The sequence below is a fragment of the Syntrophales bacterium genome, assembly GCA_023229765.1.
GTDB lineage: Bacteria > Desulfobacterota > Syntrophia > Syntrophales > UBA5619 > DYTH01.
Window position 1 is genome coordinate 106,323 of sequence record JALNYO010000007.1, and the last position, 15,701, is coordinate 122,023.

Sequence of the window (15,701 nt, forward strand, 5' to 3'; positions counted from 1 at the left end):
GAAAACACCCGCTCAGTTAACTCAGGAGGCCTTTTCCAGCGGCACAACTTCCCTGCCTTTGTAGGAGCCGCAGGTCGGACAGACATGGTGCGGCAGCTTGGGCTCATGACACTGCGAACATGTCGATAATGAAGGCGTTTTTAAAAAATCGTGCGCCCTTCTCATGTTTTTTCTTGATTTGGAATGCCTTTTAACTGGATTTGCCATCTTTATTACTCCTCTTTAATTTAATGTTCCAACTTAATATTTTTTAAAACAGCGAGCCTTTCGTCGATTGCCTCGCTCCGGCAGTCGCAGGTTGTGTTGTTGAGATTGGCGCCGCAATGGGGGCACAAACCCCGGCATGTTTCCATGCAGAGCGGCTTCATGGGTATCAGCAGCATGACCTGCTCAAAAATAATCTCATCGAGATCGATGATCTCCCCCTGATAATACTGAAAATCGAGATCCGCGACGTTCAGCTCCGCCTCCTCACCCAGTGCAGGCAGCGCCGGGGAAAAGGTGTAGTTGAAGGGCGCCTGCAGCGACAGCTCCGTCATTTCGAGGCAGCGACCGCAGGGGATCTCCGCTTGCACCTTGATGGTCCCCTCGACATAGACATTCTCGCCAATCTTGCGCACCATACAGGAAAAGTCGAGCCGCTGCAGTAAAAAACCGCCCGCGTCATCTTTCGCCAAAAATTGGCGGAACCATTCGCCGTTCCTGTCAAAATTCAGGTTCAGCCCCTCTTCGGGGATGGTGTTGACATTGATCTTCAAAAAACTCACCCTTCTTACCTATCGGAGACTGCCTTCCCCTTTTTCGGGGCGCCCGATAAAGTGCTGAAGTAGATTATAAACAGCTTGAATTGTCAAGAATAATTTCATCAGGACGGTTCGTTCTTGACAGGCTGGCATCTTCCGGATAGAGTCCACACCGTTCTTTCCGTTTAGACATAACGCGCTTGACAGGAGGCTGGAATGCAAAACGAGATGCTCGAATGTTCCCGTGAAGTTGATATGGGGAGTTGGAAAGAGATACCGCTGGAGTATGGGCGCTACCAGCTCTCCGTCCGCGTTCCCCCGGAGTGCGAGCTCATCAGCATGAAGCCGATCCCGGTTGTCGCCGATCCCGTGGCCGCCTACCGTGAGGCGCTTTTGCATCCGCTCGGCAGCCCAACGCTCGGAGAGATAATCAGGGCGAAGGACAAGCTGCCCGCGCAGCTCACGGCAGCCATAGCCGTTTCCGATATTACCCGGCCGGTTCCCTACAAGGGGGAAACCGGCCTCCTGTTGCCGCTGCTATCCCTTCTGGAGGCCGAAGGGGTAGCCCGGAAGAACATCGTGCTGGTGATCGGCAACGGCATGCACCGGCCCAGCAGCCCCGGGGAACGGGTTGAAATGTACGGCGAGGAGGTCGTCGCCCATTACCGGATACTGGATCATGACTGCGAAAATGAAGCCCTGCTGTCGTTTATCGGCGAAAGTGCAACCGGCGGGGACGTTTTTGTCAACAGCGCTTTCTACCAGGCGGATATCAAAATCGTCACGGGCCTTGTGGAGAGTCACTTCATGGTGGGCTTTTCCGGAGGGCGCAAAGGGGTTTGTCCCGGCCTCGTTGACAAGCGGACCATCCAGAAATTTCACGGCCCGGGCTTCCTCGAATCGCCCTTGGCTGACAACATGATCCTTCAGGGCAATCCCTGCCACGAAGAGGCGCTGGCTGTCGCCCGCAAGGTTGGCATCGATTTCATTGTCAATACGACGCTTGACCGGGACATGCGGCTGACCGGCGTTTTTGCCGGCCACCTGGAAGCGGCGCACGAGGCAGCGACAAGCATGGTGCGGCATTACGTATCAGTCCCGCTGGAACACGAGTACGATATCGTTCTTACCCACGGCGGCTATGTCGGACGCGACCACTACCAGGCGGTGAAAGCCGCGTACAACGCCCTGCCGGCGGTCCGGAAGGGCGGAATCCTGATCATGGCGACCGACAACCGCGACGCGCAGCCGATCGGCGGGCTGGAATATCGGAGTCTCCTCCATCTGCTGAAGATGCAGGGGGCCGAGCATTACCTCCGGATGATCGAGGCGCCGGGGTGGAACTTTACCAAGGATCAGTGGGAGCCGGAGATGTGGGGAAAGGTGTTTCGCAAGATCGACGCCAAGCGGTTCTTTTACCTGACCCATACGATACCGCGCGAGCAGTACTCGATCATTCCCGGGAACTCCTGTTTTGACCTGATGGAAAACGCGCTCGGAGCAGAGCCGGCGGCTTCCCTGCAGGAGCTGGTAGAAAATGCCCTGCGGTTCGCCGTAGCCGACTATCAAAGAAAGGGTGTAACTCCAAGCGTGGCGGTGATCCGGGAGGGTCCTTACACAATCCCCCGCCTGGCGGTGGGGCAAGCGGAAAACCGGTGAGAACGGTCATTGAAGCAAGAAACCTCCGCAAGGCCTTCGGCAATCTCGTCGCGATCGATGATCTCTCCTTTACCGTTGCCGCCGGGGAATGTTTCGGGATTCTGGGGCCAAACGGAGCGGGAAAGACCTCGACCATCCGGATGATCTACGCCTTTTCCCCGCCAAGCGGCGGGACCCTTGCGGTGCTTGGCATGGACATAACAAGGCAGGCGCGGCAAGTGAAGGCCCGAATTGGCGTCTGCCAGCAGGAAAACGCCGTCGATCCCGACCTTACCGTGCTGCAGAATCTTGAGGTCTTTGCCAGTTATTTCAATATTCCCGCAGTGGAGGCCAGAAAGAGGTCGCGGGAGCTTCTCAAATTCATGGCGCTGGAAACCCGGGAGAAATCAAAACCCGGCGAACTGTCCGGCGGAATGCTCCGACGCCTCGTGATCGCCCGGGCCCTCCTCAACCGTCCGGAACTGCTTATCCTCGACGAACCGACAACCGGGCTCGATCCCCAGACCCGCCACCAGTTGTGGGAGCGTCTGGAAAATCTCAAGCGGGAAGGACTTACCATTCTGCTGACAACGCACTATATGGATGAAGCCGCCCGTCTCTGCGACCGGCTTCTGATCGTGGACAAAGGGCGACTTCTGGTTGAAGGCAAACCGGCCGAATTGATCCAACAACATGTTGGCCGCCATGTTCTGGAGGTCGTCGAACCGGCGGGCGGGATTGAGACGTTTTTGCGGGAACAGGGGGCGTCGTTTGAAAACCTCGGCCACCGCATCATCGTCAGCATAGATGACGGAGAGGACCTCTGCCTGAAGATCCGCAAACGTTTCGGCGAGGTAGAGTGCATCATGCGCATGGCGACGCTGGAGGATGTCTTTCTTCGCCTCACCGGAAGGGAACTGAGGGAATGAGCATTAAGACAAAGCTTTCTTCCCGTCTGTTGCGGGTTTGGCGGAGAAACCTGCTCGTCTATATGCAGAGCTGGAGGGTCAGGTCCCTGCCGCCGCTCCTCGAACCAATCTTCTATCTTGCCGCCTTTGGGGCAGGTCTGGGCGCACTTATCAGCAACGTTGCCTACGATGGAGCGACCATCTCGTACCCCCGTTTTATCGCCCCGGCGCTGATCGCCATTGCGGTGATGAACAACGCCTTTTTCGAGACCAGTTATGCATCCTTCGTCCGGATGTACTATCAGAAAACCTTTGATGCGATGATGACAACGCCGCTTACCGTGCAGGAGATCATCGCCGGCGAGATACTGTGGGGAGCGACAAAGGCGGTTATCGTGACGGCGATCATGATGGCGGTGATCAGCGCCTTTGGGTTGATCAGCTATCCCGGGGGCCTGCTTCTGCTGCCGCTGGCCCTGCTGGGCGGACTGGCCTTCGGCGGGGCGGGGATGATCTGCACGGCCCTGGTTCCGAATATTGAACTGTTCAATCTACCGATTTTTCTGTTCATAACACCGATGTTTCTCTTCGGCGGGACCTTTTTCCCATTGGCAAATCTGCCGGGCTGGGCGCAGACAACGGCTGTTTTTCTCCCGCTGACCCATCTGGTCAACCTTTCCCGTTCGTTTGCAACCGGCACCTTTAACGCCTCTACCCTGATTGGAATCGCCTATCTGACGGTTTTCTGCATGGCAACCCTGCCTACAGCCCTCTATTTGATGCGGCGCCGTCTCATTAAATGATTGGGGCGCCGCCACAAATTTTCATTGACTGTCGTCCATGCTTTGATTTATCATACTGGGCAGGGATAGCCATTATGTAAAGAAGTTTAAACCCTTTTCACTGATGAGAGGAGGAACAAAAAATGGTTGAATATCCAAGATACGAAAAGGTGCTTTTCTGTACGGACTTTTCCGAAAATTCAGACCAGGCATTCAGTTACGCGTTCGGAATATCGCGGCGGGATGGGAGTGATTTGTACATTCTGCATGTGATGACATACCCGAATAATTATCCGCACTATGTAGAGGGTTATTTGAGCGCCAAGGAGTGGAGGAAGGTAGAGGATGCCCACCAGAAGGCAATCGAGCAAAATTTTGAAGATCTGTATCTTAGCAAGATAAAAGACAAGGAGCATGTGCACGCCGTGATCAAGATCGGCCGCGAAGATGAGGAAGTGCTTGATTTCGCTAAAAAAGAAGGCATTGACATCGTTGTTGTAGGCACACACGGCAGAACTGGGCTAAAACATGCGGTTCTGGGAAGCGTGGCTGAAAAAATCGTCCGGCAGTCGCCTGTTCCGGTCCTCGTCGTCCCCGGTAAAAAATAGGGGTCTAAACCTGAGGGGCGTAACTCATAATTTTCACAAAATCGGCCCGCGCGAGTTTCAGCGGGCCGATTCCACATACTCTACAATCTTTTCTCCAATCGTTTTGACAACATGCTCGAACTTCTGTTCGTCTCGATCCAAGAGCGTCATGCGAAATCCCGGCAGATCGGTAAAGAACGAGGTGAGCGGAATGACGCAGATGCCGGTCGCCCCCAACAGATAATAGACGAAGCGCTTGTCCTGCTCGATCGGTTCGGCAACAAGCTCCTCTATGTAGGTGCGGACGTCTGGCTGGGCGATCGCCAGCCGCTGGTTATTGTTGAGGATCGCCTCGTTGAAAACAACCGTCATGTAAAAGGCGCCGCAGGTCCTGTTTACCATTACATAAGGCAGATCCTTCAGAATTCCATAGGCGATGTTGGAGAGCTTTTCATAATTGGCAACCCTTTCCTTCAGGTATGGCTGATACTCCGGGTGGGTCATAACCCTGGGGATAGCCAGTTGCGGCAGCGTTGTCGAGCAGACCTCCGACATCTTCTGGGTAAGGATTGCGTCAATATAGCGGGCGAAGGTTTCATCCTTGTCGGCATTGTAGAATTCCATCCATCCGCAACGTGAGCCGGGCCACGGAAATTCCTTTGATATTCCCTTCATAGAAATGCCGGGGACGTCGCCGATAATATCCGATAAAGGCGCCGTCTTTTTCCCGTTGTAAACTATGTTCTGGTACGTCTCGTCGAAGATCAGAAAGAGATCGTAGGTGCGGGCGATCTCCACGATGCGCCTAAGGGCCTCCTCCGGATATACGTAGCCGGTGGGGTTGTCGGGATTGATGACGAGGATGCCGACAATCGACCTGTGGCTCTTTACCTTTCTTTCCAGCTCATTGAGATCAGGCGACCAGTCGCAATAAGGGTTCATCCGGTAGGTGTTCGGAGGAAAAGAGGCGTGCAGCACCTCGGCCAGCAGATGGGTGGAATAGGTCGGCTCCGGCATGATGATGCGGGCATCAACACGGATGGCCCCGTAGGCGCGGGCAATTGCATCCCCCAGACCATTGAAGAAAAGTATGCTGTCCGCGGTGATCTGCGCCTTGCCGCGGCTGTTTACCCTTTGGGCGAGGAACTCCCGGGTCGCTTCCATCCCTTTAGTCGGGGAATAGCCGTAAGTGGCGTCTTCATGCAGCAAATCCGTCAGCACATCCTTCATCCATTCGGGGATCTTTTCCCCCTTCTGGATCGGATCGCCGATATTTTCCCAGACAACCTCCACCCCCGATTGCTTCAGCCGATTGGCTACATTGACAATGTTGCGGATTTCATAAACAAGCCCATTCCCGCTCCGGGCAATATCGAATCTCATAATCCCCTCATGTTAACTTCCCGTAAGTTAGATTTTGCGTTTCATTAATACAATTGACAGTTTCTGTCTATAATTTTTTTAAGCGCAGTTTTACTTCTCCTGCTTGTTGTGGACATTAAGGGTTGAAAATCTGTGCTGATAGCAGTATGAGTTAACCGGAACGCAATATTTTTTATCTCCCGTGTTAAAATCGGGAACAACTTCTTTGAAAATATACGAAAAAAGAAAGAAGAATAAATGGAAAACAGATGGACTTTTGTAGATAACCCGGCAAACCTTAAAATCGCCGAAAAAAAAATTACTGCCGCCGACATTGTCGCCGTCGATACGGAGTATGACTCCTTCCGCTATTTTTTCGACAAATTATGCCTGCTTCAGGTTCAGACCGGCGCAGAAACCTGGCTCATCGACCAGATGGCCGGTCTCGATATGGCATTTCTGGGAAAAGTTTTGGACAATCCGGACGTTTTGAAGATCTTTCACGCCGGGGATAACGATATCCGAATTCTCAAACGCGATTACTCATTCTCCTTCCGCAACATTTTTGACACCCATCGCGCCGCCTCCCTGCTGGGGGTGCGTCAGCTTGCCCTTTCCCGTCTGCTGGAGAGCTATCTGGGCGTTACTCTTGAAAAAAAAATGCAACGCTCCCGGTGGGATCTACGGCCCTTGAGTATTGATCAATTGAATTACGCCGCGCTCGATACGGTTTATCTGCCTCCCCTTTATCTCAAACTGAAGGCGGAACTGGGCGAAAAAGGGCTGGAAAGAGAGGCGGAACGGGTTTTTGCCGGGGTAACTGAAGTCGTCTGGAGGCCAAGGGATATCGATCAGAGCGGTCACCGCAAGCTCCCCGGCTATCGGCAGCTTACCCCCGCCCAGAAGGAGAGGCTCCGGTTATTGTACAGTTGGCGCTTCGACAAGGCGCAAAAGACCGATCGCGCCTGCTTCATGCTTTTGTCGGATCAGCAGCTTGTCTCCCTGGCCCGCGTTGACGAAGTCTCGGCGGCGAAAATAGTCGGGCCGGGGCTGCTCTCGTCAGCGGGTGCGCAACGCTTCGGTTCGGAGATAATTGATATCCTGATTCAGTAAAAATACCTCTGCCAGATCTGCCTGGAATAGCATCCGGCCTCTCCGGCTGTTGGCAAAGCGTGCGCTGCGGCGCTACCGGCTTTCAGAGGACAGAAGAGAAGGCAGCGCCAGAGGCGCAAGCACGTCTCCCGGATAGATCACCTTTTCCAGGAAAAGACCGGAGGGCGGCGCTGTGTAGTGCGCCGGGAGATCGGAATGGCTATTCAGCAACTTCTCCACTTCAGCGGGGGAGATATTTCCCCGCCCCGCCTCGACCATAATCCCGACGACTCTCCGCACCATTTTCCACAAAAAATGGGAACCTACGATGCGAAAGACGATCATGTCCCCCCAACTGTTCAACTCCAGCCGCTCAATCTGCACCTCCGTCGAGAGATTTTTATCGATCCTTTTATCGGCGAATGAGGAAAAATCGTGGAATCCGTGGAATTTTTCCATTGTCGCCTGCACTTTTCCCATATCCAGCACATCTTTTACCCACCAGACATAACGCTTCATAAAGGCGGTGCGACGACCGGACAGCAGGTAGATATAACTTCTGGCCTGCGCCGTGTGCCGGGCGTGAAATTTGTCCGCGACCTCCTCGACCTTGAGAATGTTGATCGAGGCGGGGAGCAGTTCGTTCAGTTCGAAAAGCATCTTTTGCGGCGGAATCCGGCGCGGGGCTTCAAGGTGGGCAACCTGGGCCAGCGCGTGCACACCGGCATCGGTGCGTCCGGCCCCCTGAATCTCCACCCCCTGGCCGAAAAGTTGCGACGCTGCCTCGATCAGGGTTCCCTGCACGCTCCGGGCGTTTTTCTGCGTTTGCCAGCCGCGGTAGCCGGTTCCGTCATACTCCAGGGTAAGCTTGTACTTGCAGCAAAAAGACTGGCCCGTTCTTTTCGGGCGCGGCGACGCATTTTTCTCTTTCATGTTGTCCCTCATCTTCCTTAATTGTTCGCCAACCATTGCCTGATCTGGTGTTTTTTATTTCAGCGGCGGCACCGGCAACAGTTGCTGATTCTTCTCCCCGAGAAAGATCATCCCCTGCAGGCCAAACAGGATGTCGGCGTCGGGCAGGTCCCGGTCGGGAAGTTCCCTGCCGGGGTGAAGCGTCGTAATGACCGTTTTTCCCACGATAATCCGGCCCTTTACGCCATTGGCCCCTTTTGTTCCTACTTTCCAGAAATTGTGGAATATCATAGGTTTTCCCCGGTACGTTCCAATATACAGCATGATATGCCCCGGCGTCCAGAGCAACGTCCGCCAAGGGACGCCTTGCTGGGTGATGAGCGCCTCTTTTTTTTCAGGAGCAAGCCCAAGAAGCGACACGAACCTCCCGGCGCCGGCCTGGTCAATAGAGTTGCGCGGCAGCAGGATGCCGAAAGGGGCGAACAGGTCCCTGGTTGTTGCGGAACAGTCCCGCCTGCCCTGGAATCCCCCCCAGCCGTATTTTCCGCCGACGAGTTCGCCGGCAAGGCGCGCGACATTACGGGCGGTGAAAGGAAGCGGCTTTTCGGTCGCCGCGCCGGCCGGGATGCTTCCTTCGGATAACGAGGCCATGCCATCGGCGCCTCTTTGCGGAATTCCGATGCGCATGTTTTCGCCATTGCCCCCGACTTTGGGGAAAACGGCCCCCAGCGGCGCGAAAAACAGGGTGCGCCCGCCGACTGAAACCGGCGTCTTGTCCCGCACGATGGTTACATAGGTTCCATTTTCCCAGGACGTCATAAAAGCGGGCGTCACGGGAGCGATCGCATCGGCCTGAACCCAGCCGACAAGGTGGTCGGTCTCCGCAAGAAACCATTTTTTATCCCGGCTGATTAACGTGATAAAAACAGGAGTCCCCGCCGGGATATAGGACTGCTGAAAGTTGTCGAATGAGTTTTTTATCCCCGGCGTCGAATAATTCGAATGGCGCTCTATGGTTGGAAGCATTCGGGAATCGGTTTGCCTTAACGTTATTGCAGGAAACAGCCCTTGCGGATAGCGTTCGACGGGAACATTTTTAATGATTGATCTTATCCAGTTTGGGCTGCGGAGCCGTCCGTCGCTTCCATAACCAGAATTATTTTCATATTTTCGCACCCCCCACATTGCCGTTTCCCGAGGATGGCGCGGTTGCTGACGACGCCACGGGTTAAAAAACGTAAGGTTTGCTTCCCTGTTCAGGCGCGCCTGCTCTTCCGGCGGCAGCAGCCATTGATCGGCGGTGGCGGCTTCTATGTAGGAAAGCGGATTCTGACTGAGGGCGGAAAGATCGCGGATCGTTCGCTGCGCCAGAATGCTTGACGGCGCTGCCAGTTGCGCCAGCGTCAAAAGGAAAATCATCATGACTGAAGTGATTACAGGCAACGCGAAGAGATGCAGGAGTCTCTTTATTTTAGCAGCCATTAAACAAGTTCGGAAAATCATAGCGCGTCTTTAGCTTATTCCGGCATCTGCCGGTTTTGGGGTATCGTTAAATTGCGTTGAGGCGCTTACGCGGCCTCTGAGGTCGTCTGTACGGCTCTGGTTTTCGCAGTTGGGAAGCGTGGCTCAAAACGTGAGTTGCGCCCAGTCATCCTTGATGAGATCGGAAATCACTGAACCGACATAAACTACATTCAAACCCGCGGCTTCGAGGGGGGCAACGATGTTCATCCGTTCGGCGCACCACCTGCATGCCAGCACCTCAACGCCGACATCCTGAATATCCTTGATCATTTTCTGAACCTCATAGTCGTAGGCGGCCAGTTTTTCCGAGGGGCCGAAGAAGATGACCTTTACTTCATCAAGCCACTTGCGCTTTGCGGCGTTCAGGGGATAGACCAAGCCGGCTTCGAGCGCTACTTCCCGGTTGTCGCTGGTTATGAGTGCAAACATTTTTGTTGCCATGAGGAGGCTCCTTTCTCGCTGTTTCTGTGACCCTATCAGAAAAAAGAGGCGTCAGCCACCATTTTAAATACAAGTCCCTTGACTCACACCCTGTTTCATCGTATAGCCTCTCCCCAAGAGAAAAAGCCTTATCCATAAGCAGGATGCGCCCCTGATCGTCCCTTAAACGATGAACGGGCAAAAGCCTTTTTCTCCCAACTAACAAGGAGGTTTTATGAGCAGACACAAAAAGATCAATCGGGAAAAAGAGATAGACAGAAAACGCAAACGCCGGAAGGAGAGTCTGAAGCTGCGGCTGAAAGAGGCAAAAGCGGGCAGCAAATAAGTCACGGCGGCGCAAGGTTGACCAGGCCCAGGAGAAAAATCAGGGATGCAGCAAAGCTTCAGTTTGTCTTTTGGTCAAAGTTGCCCCGGGCGCACTCGTACATCATGATCGCCCCCGCCTGGGGGAGGCTCAGTGACTCCCCCTCTCCCGCGCCGGAAATTTTCCATGCTTCGTTTGTCAGATTGAGGAGCGCCTCCGGCAGACCGTGACTCTCGCTGCCGAGGAGCAGCGCCGTTTTGCGGCCGCAGGGATGGGGGGCAACGCCCTGGCGGACATCGCTTCCGACAATCGAAAAGCGCCCCGATATATTTGCGATAACCTCTTCGAAATCAGCACCTTCAATAATATTTAGCTGGAAGATGCTTCCCATCGAGGCGCGTACGACCTTCGGGTTGAAAACCTCGCAGGAATTTCGGCTGAGAATGATTGTGGAGAAGCCGAACCAGCAGGCGGTGCGGAAAAGCGCCCCCAGATTGTTGGGGTTGCTCACCTGATAAAGCAGCAGAAGCGGCCCGGGGACTTTTTCCAGCACTTCGGCAAGGTGTGACTCCGCGGCAGTGCCGTCTGCTGGAAGCGACCCCGGCACTGCGGCTATCGCCATCACCCCTTCCGGCGACTTGTCCTGGCTGAGCGTCCCCCATTCACGCTTCGTCAGTCCGTAAACAGGCGTCCCGTCCGGAATCCCGGCGAAAATATCCGGATAAAGGCCTCCGGCAATTTCCCCGCAAATCAGAATCCCGTTTACCGGCCTTTCGCTCTTCAGCAGTTCCCCGACGATCTTCTCGCCCTCGGCCAGAAAAGCCCTTTCCTGACGACGATATTTCTCCAGAGTCAGCTTTTTCCAGCCCCTCAGTTGCGCTTGAGACGGCCTGGGTATGCCTGCTTGCATGCTTCGTTCCTTCTTTTCTTCATTGAATTGCCAATCACTTTGAGCTCATCCGTAATCATCCGGCAACGATGTCTCAATCACCACCCTTTGCCCGACAAAAATTTATCCCTGTTTTATTTTTTCTCAAATATTTTGAGATACCGGCCATAACCCGCTTTTTCCATATCCTCTTTGGGGATAAAGCGCAACGCCGCAGAGTTTATGCAGTAGCGAATTCCCGTGGGCTGAGGGCCGTCGGAAAAGAGGTGACCGAGGTGGGAATCCCCATTTTTACTCCTGACTTCGGTGCGCTGCATGGAAAATCTGCCGTCATTTTTTTCCGTTATGCTGCCGGGCTCCAGCGACCGGTTAAAGCTTGGCCATCCCGTCCCCGAGTCGAATTTGTCGAGCGAAGAAAAGAGCGGCTCCCCCGAGACAATATCCACATAAATGCCCGCCTTTTTGTTGTTCCAGTATTCGTTGCGAAAAGACGGCTCCGTGCCGTTGTTCTGAGTTACATCGTACTGCAGGGGCGTCAGCTTTTTCTTCAACAGCTCCCTATCCGCTTTTTGACCGGCGGGAGCAGCCGCATAATTGATGCCTGTATCAGCTCTCCCCCACACCTTTTTCAGGAACTGATCGCGGCCTGAACCCAACCGGTAATTATCATACCGCAAGGGGTTAATTTTGCAGTAATTCTGATGGTAGTCCTCCGCTTCATAAAAGCGCTCAAATTTTTTGATCTCCGTTACAATGGGTGATTTAAAACGGCCCGCTTTCTGCAGCTCTTCTTTAGACTGCAACGCGCTTTGCCGCTGTTTATCATCGTGATAGAAAATCGCGCTTGCATACTGGGAACCGCGATCGACAAACTGTCCGCCGGCATCGGTCGGATCAATATGACTCCAGAAGACATCAAGAAGCTGCGCGAATGTAACCCTTGCCGGGTCATACCGCACCTGAACGGCTTCGACATGACCGGTTCTCCCGGAAGATACCTCTTGATAAGAGGGATTTTCCGCCTTTCCCCCCGTATAACCGGATACTGCGCCGAGCACCCCGGGTATTTTTTCGAAATCTGCTTCCACACACCAGAAACATCCCCCCGCAAAGGTAGCTGTTTCGACAACTTCAGAACTTTTCTGCATATTTTTTGCGCCCTCCCGGCTTTCTCCTGCCGGTTTTTGGACATTAACCTCCGGTTGATTGCACCCCAGCACCATACCAAATAAAAGCAGGCAAATGAACCGCTTTTTCATCATTTATCTCCTTTCCCGACTGGCGTGGGATGCAGCCCTCTGTAAACTTATTCATTGCGCCACTGCGGTTTTCTCTTTTCGAGAAAGGCGACAAGGCCCTCCTGGGCATCCGCCGTCTTCAGGAGTTCCTGCAGATAGATAGCTTCGATGGTTTGCAAAGAGGGTTCCAGTGGGTCCATAAGCCCTGCTTTAACCGCCTTTTTTGTCAAGCGGAGCACCTCGGCGCTCAGCCTCAGATAGGGCTTCAAAAAGGCCGCGGTTGCCGTTTCCAGCCCGTCTCGCCCCACCACCTGGTTGATCAGCCCCAGATCCCTGGCCTCCCCGGCCGAGATGGTTTTTCCGGAGAGGATCAGCTCCATCGCTGCCTTCTGCCCGATGATGCGCGGCATGATCTGGGCGGCAATCGGGGGAAAGACCCCGACCTGGATCTCCGGCTGGCCGAACTTGGCATCATCCGCGGCAATAACCAGATCACAGAAGATGGCCATCTCGCAGCCGCCTCCCAGACAGGAGCCGTAAACCGAGGCCACGGTTGGAACGTCAATTTTCTCCATCCGGCGGAACATGCCGTGAAAGGCGTCGATCATCTTCGGCGCCAGATCGCCCATGTGTTCCCCTACATCCACTCCGGCGGAAAAGCATTTGCCTTTTGCCTGGAACAGAACTACCTTCAAATCCTTCTGGCCTCTCCATGAATCCAGCACTTCATTTATTTCCTTCATCATGGCGATATTCAGGACGTTCACCGGTGGCCGATTGAGGGTTATGCTCCCAAGGCCATCCTGGAGAACCGCTTCAATGTACTCGTAGTTCATGATCTTCTCGCTCCTTTTTCGATAAAAAAGAGGCAGGCAGGTCTCTTTTGTGGGGAGGGGGCTTGCCTGCCTCTTCGCTGTTCATCTGCATATCTTAAATCTTCAATGCCCTTATTTGATAGGCTTCCCGAGAACTTCCGAGAATGTTTCCATATCCCACGCCTTGCCTTCGACGATATCCTGACGGAACTTGATGAAATCAATGGTATCCTTGCCGGTGATCTTCTTCGAGTTGAAGGCCCCGAAGCCGAGGAAGGCCTCGCCGCCCATGTTGGCAGCCAGCCAGTGGCGATGGGCATTTTTCATGGTATCCCAGAAGAATTTTTTCTTCTGGCGAACGCTGTCAATCGACTCCATCAAGCAGCCGGGGAACAAATTGGCGAACGTCCAGACCATCTTGTCAACCTCCTTATCGAGGAGTTCGAAATCGGCATTGGGCTGATGCAGTTTGACAAATTCACGGGCAGCCTTGGCCTCTTCGCCGGTCTTGTTTTCGCCGTAAACGATCTCGCCGTCCTGAACGTAAACATCCGTGATGATCTGGGGATTGCGCACCCATTTCCCCTCCACCTTCAGTACGGGAACAATCTTGCTGATCAGATTCTTCGCCTTCATCTTGTAGGCCGACCACATCTCACAGGAGACGCAGTTCCACATGGCGTCTTCGATGCCGAGGTACCAGGGCAGAAAGTCCGAGGCGCCGCCGACCGGGGCGGAGCCATGTCGCGGACCCGCCTGACCGTAGATCGCCAGATCCGAGGATACGGCAAGGTCGCACGCCATGCCGATCTCCTGACCTCCGGCCACCCGCATGCCGTTCACCCGGCAGATAACCGGCTTCTTGCAGAAGAGGATGGAATCAACCATGTGGTTGAAGAGTTCCATGTACTGCCCGTACTCGTCGGGCCTCATGCTGTAATACTCGCTATACTCCTTGGTGTTGCCGCCAGTGCAAAACGCGTAAGGGCCCGTGCCCGTGAAGACCACAGCCACAACGCTTCTGTCTAACGACGCATTTTCAAAACCGGCAATAACCCCTTTGACCATTTCTGTCGTGTAGGAATTGAACTGTTTGGGGTTGTTGAGGCGAATCCACGCGGTAAAGAGGCCATCGACGACCTTCCCCGTGGGATCGGTAAGGGGCCTTTTCTCATAGACCGTACAGGGCGCTTCCGTTCCCCAATGCTTGTCCGTATGCAACGCGTGATCCTTGATGCCGTCTTCCCGCGGCAGCCATTCCAAACCCTTTAATGTCATAGCGTCTCTCCTTCTTGTTTAAATTTATCGTCTCTCTTCAGTCCTTTTTCGCGAAAGCCCGTCCCTGCCGATTTCAGAAATCGGGGGTCAGCACAATCCGTTTCATCGGCGGCGTCTTATGATTCTCGGCAAATGTCTGCTCGATTGCGCTCATCGGCCGCGTCTCGACAAACTCCTCGATATTGACCTTTCCGCTCAGGATCATGTCCAGAACGATCGGGTAATACTCAGGCAGACATCCCCAGGTTCCAATAATCTCTGCGTCAAAGGCCATAAGCCGGCTGATGTTGTATTCCACCGAGCTTACGCCGTATCCCACTACCAACAATTTCCCCGTAAAGCTCAAGAGGGCCAGCGCGATTTCCTGTCCTGCCTTGGCGCCTGTCACCTCGAAGATCTTCCAGCCGGTGTTGGGAAGACCGTTTGCCTTGCAGAGTCCCCGGTACTCTTTGACGATGGCGCCGGTGTCCTTGCCCGTTGTGTTGATGACAAAGTCCGCTCCGAATTTCAGCGCCTTATCCAGTTTTTCCTGATTGCGGGCGATGCCGATGACCGTCTTGGCGCCCAGGGCCTTGGCGACCTGCCCCACATACTGCCCTACTCCCCCGGTGATGCCGAGCACTATAACATTGTCGCCCGGCTGCAGGTCGGCCCTTTTGGCGGCCTGATAGGGCGTGGTGGCGGCATCGGCCACAACGGCAAGATGGGACAACGGAATGTTCCCCCGGTTCTTTACCTCGCACAGATCAACGCTGGGCACAGGGATGTGACTGGAAAAGCCTCCATACAGGCCGATGCTGTTTCCCGGCATCTTCTGATCCAGGCACCGATTCCCCCGCCCCGTTTTACAGAGGTAGCATTGCCGGCAGGGCATAACCGCCGGGATAATAACCTCTTTTCCGATCCATTTGGCATCCCCGGCAACAACTGTTCCCGAGATCTCGTGCCCCAGGGTTAACGGCGGTTTGGAGACAGTGGGAACGCCATCATAGAAATATCCCAAGTCCGTGTGACACACCCCGCAGCCAGCTACCTCTACCAGCACCTCCCCTGGGCTCAGCTCCGGAACCGGAATTTCCGTCTTCTGCAGTTTGCCAGGCGTGGTCTCTTTGGTTTCCCTGTTGAAGACGGTCGGCTGAACCATCTGCCAAGTCTTTATCTTATCGGGTACTCCTGCCATTTTCTCCT

The 15,701-nt window shown here is 54.3% G+C and carries 16 protein-coding genes; 5 read left to right on the top strand and 11 right to left on the bottom strand.

Going from position 1 to position 15,701, the window contains the following annotated elements; all coding sequences use genetic code 11:
• Positions 1 to 21: 21 nt before the first annotated feature.
• Together rpmF and M0P74_05915 are read right to left on the bottom strand one after the other, a co-directional pair.
• A complete protein-coding gene (gene rpmF / locus M0P74_05910; GenBank protein ID MCK9363118.1) occupies positions 22 to 207 on the bottom strand; it encodes a 50S ribosomal protein L32 in 186 nt (61 codons plus the stop codon).
• 20 nt (positions 208 to 227) lie between these two features.
• Positions 228 to 758 carry a DUF177 domain-containing protein gene (locus tag M0P74_05915; GenBank protein MCK9363119.1) on the bottom strand — a complete coding sequence of 177 codons (531 nt, stop codon included), beginning with the start codon at positions 756 to 758 and terminating at the stop codon, positions 228 to 230.
• Between the two features lie 201 nt (positions 759 to 959).
• On the opposite strand from M0P74_05915, the gene larA reads away from it, so the two are divergent.
• The 4 genes from larA to M0P74_05935 all read left to right on the top strand — a co-directional run bounded on the left by larA (position 960) and on the right by M0P74_05935 (position 4,679).
• The gene (gene larA, locus M0P74_05920) at positions 960 to 2,402 is read left to right on the top strand and encodes a nickel-dependent lactate racemase (protein ID MCK9363120.1); all 1,443 of its coding nucleotides are present in this window, start codon (positions 960 to 962) and stop codon (positions 2,400 to 2,402) included.
• Positions 2,399 to 3,310: an ATP-binding cassette domain-containing protein gene (locus M0P74_05925; GenBank protein MCK9363121.1), complete on the top strand. Its 912-nt coding sequence runs from the start codon at positions 2,399 to 2,401 to the stop codon at positions 3,308 to 3,310. The genes larA and M0P74_05925 overlap by 4 nt, the downstream gene beginning before the upstream one ends.
• A complete protein-coding gene (locus M0P74_05930; GenBank protein ID MCK9363122.1) occupies positions 3,307 to 4,092 on the top strand; it encodes an ABC transporter permease in 786 nt (261 codons plus the stop codon). Before M0P74_05925 ends, M0P74_05930 begins: the two co-directional genes overlap by 4 nt.
• Before the next feature lie 122 nt (positions 4,093 to 4,214).
• On the top strand, positions 4,215 to 4,679 hold the full coding sequence (locus M0P74_05935) for a universal stress protein (GenBank protein MCK9363123.1): 465 nt from the start codon (positions 4,215 to 4,217) through the stop codon (positions 4,677 to 4,679).
• A gap of 57 nt (positions 4,680 to 4,736) precedes the next feature.
• Here M0P74_05935 and M0P74_05940 read toward each other — a convergent pair whose 3' ends face one another.
• Positions 4,737 to 6,041 (bottom strand): pyridoxal phosphate-dependent aminotransferase, encoded by a 1,305-nt coding sequence (locus M0P74_05940; protein MCK9363124.1) that lies wholly within the window; start codon positions 6,039 to 6,041, stop codon positions 4,737 to 4,739.
• Positions 6,042 to 6,278: 237 nt separating this feature from the next.
• Here M0P74_05940 and M0P74_05945 point away from each other — a divergent pair, with 237 nt between their 5' ends.
• The gene (locus M0P74_05945; GenBank protein ID MCK9363125.1) at positions 6,279 to 7,133 is read left to right on the top strand and encodes a ribonuclease D; all 855 of its coding nucleotides are present in this window, start codon (positions 6,279 to 6,281) and stop codon (positions 7,131 to 7,133) included.
• A 72-nt stretch (positions 7,134 to 7,205) separates the two neighbouring features.
• Here the strand turns inward: M0P74_05945 and truA are convergent, their stop codons facing one another.
• The 8 genes from truA to had form a co-directional block, all read right to left on the bottom strand.
• The gene (truA, locus tag M0P74_05950) at positions 7,206 to 8,045 is read right to left on the bottom strand and encodes a tRNA pseudouridine(38-40) synthase TruA (protein ID MCK9363126.1); all 840 of its coding nucleotides are present in this window, start codon (positions 8,043 to 8,045) and stop codon (positions 7,206 to 7,208) included.
• Positions 8,046 to 8,099: 54 nt separating this feature from the next.
• The gene (locus tag M0P74_05955; protein ID MCK9363127.1) at positions 8,100 to 9,506 is read right to left on the bottom strand and encodes an SH3 domain-containing protein; all 1,407 of its coding nucleotides are present in this window, start codon (positions 9,504 to 9,506) and stop codon (positions 8,100 to 8,102) included.
• Positions 9,507 to 9,650: 144 nt separating this feature from the next.
• On the bottom strand, positions 9,651 to 9,989 hold the full coding sequence (locus tag M0P74_05960; GenBank protein MCK9363128.1) for a DsrE family protein: 339 nt from the start codon (positions 9,987 to 9,989) through the stop codon (positions 9,651 to 9,653).
• Positions 9,990 to 10,372: 383 nt separating this feature from the next.
• Complete coding sequence (locus M0P74_05965) at positions 10,373 to 11,203, bottom strand: RNA methyltransferase (protein ID MCK9363129.1); 831 nt, start codon at positions 11,201 to 11,203, stop codon at positions 10,373 to 10,375.
• Between the two features lie 113 nt (positions 11,204 to 11,316).
• Positions 11,317 to 12,444: a peptide-methionine (S)-S-oxide reductase MsrA gene (msrA, locus tag M0P74_05970; protein MCK9363130.1), complete on the bottom strand. Its 1,128-nt coding sequence runs from the start codon at positions 12,442 to 12,444 to the stop codon at positions 11,317 to 11,319.
• Between the two features lie 44 nt (positions 12,445 to 12,488).
• The gene (locus M0P74_05975) at positions 12,489 to 13,256 is read right to left on the bottom strand and encodes an enoyl-CoA hydratase/isomerase family protein (GenBank protein ID MCK9363131.1); all 768 of its coding nucleotides are present in this window, start codon (positions 13,254 to 13,256) and stop codon (positions 12,489 to 12,491) included.
• Between the two features lie 111 nt (positions 13,257 to 13,367).
• Positions 13,368 to 14,513: a 6-oxocyclohex-1-ene-1-carbonyl-CoA hydratase gene (oah, locus tag M0P74_05980; GenBank protein MCK9363132.1), complete on the bottom strand. Its 1,146-nt coding sequence runs from the start codon at positions 14,511 to 14,513 to the stop codon at positions 13,368 to 13,370.
• Between the two features lie 73 nt (positions 14,514 to 14,586).
• Complete coding sequence (had, locus tag M0P74_05985) at positions 14,587 to 15,693, bottom strand: 6-hydroxycyclohex-1-ene-1-carbonyl-CoA dehydrogenase (protein MCK9363133.1); 1,107 nt, start codon at positions 15,691 to 15,693, stop codon at positions 14,587 to 14,589.
• Between the last annotated feature and the right edge of the window lie 8 nt (positions 15,694 to 15,701).

Bases quoted from the DNA above. Each gene is read 5' to 3' on its own strand.
- rpmF (MCK9363118.1), bottom strand. From the start codon at position 207: ATGGCAAATCCAGTTAAAAGGCATTCCAAATCAAGAAAAAACATGAGA.
- larA (MCK9363120.1), top strand. From the start codon at position 960: ATGCAAAACGAGATGCTCGAATGTTCCCGTGAAGTTGATATGGGGAGT.
- M0P74_05930 (MCK9363122.1), top strand. From the start codon at position 3,307: ATGAGCATTAAGACAAAGCTTTCTTCCCGTCTGTTGCGGGTTTGGCGG.
- M0P74_05935 (MCK9363123.1), top strand. From the start codon at position 4,215: ATGGTTGAATATCCAAGATACGAAAAGGTGCTTTTCTGTACGGACTTT.
- M0P74_05940 (MCK9363124.1), bottom strand. From the start codon at position 6,041: ATGAGATTCGATATTGCCCGGAGCGGGAATGGGCTTGTTTATGAAATC.
- M0P74_05945 (MCK9363125.1), top strand. From the start codon at position 6,279: ATGGAAAACAGATGGACTTTTGTAGATAACCCGGCAAACCTTAAAATC.
- truA (MCK9363126.1), bottom strand. From the start codon at position 8,045: ATGAAAGAGAAAAATGCGTCGCCGCGCCCGAAAAGAACGGGCCAGTCT.
- M0P74_05955 (MCK9363127.1), bottom strand. From the start codon at position 9,506: ATGGCTGCTAAAATAAAGAGACTCCTGCATCTCTTCGCGTTGCCTGTA.
- M0P74_05960 (MCK9363128.1), bottom strand. From the start codon at position 9,989: ATGGCAACAAAAATGTTTGCACTCATAACCAGCGACAACCGGGAAGTA.
- M0P74_05965 (MCK9363129.1), bottom strand. From the start codon at position 11,203: ATGCAAGCAGGCATACCCAGGCCGTCTCAAGCGCAACTGAGGGGCTGG.
- msrA (MCK9363130.1), bottom strand. From the start codon at position 12,444: ATGATGAAAAAGCGGTTCATTTGCCTGCTTTTATTTGGTATGGTGCTG.
- M0P74_05975 (MCK9363131.1), bottom strand. From the start codon at position 13,256: ATGAACTACGAGTACATTGAAGCGGTTCTCCAGGATGGCCTTGGGAGC.
- oah (MCK9363132.1), bottom strand. From the start codon at position 14,513: ATGACATTAAAGGGTTTGGAATGGCTGCCGCGGGAAGACGGCATCAAG.
- had (MCK9363133.1), bottom strand. From the start codon at position 15,693: ATGGCAGGAGTACCCGATAAGATAAAGACTTGGCAGATGGTTCAGCCG.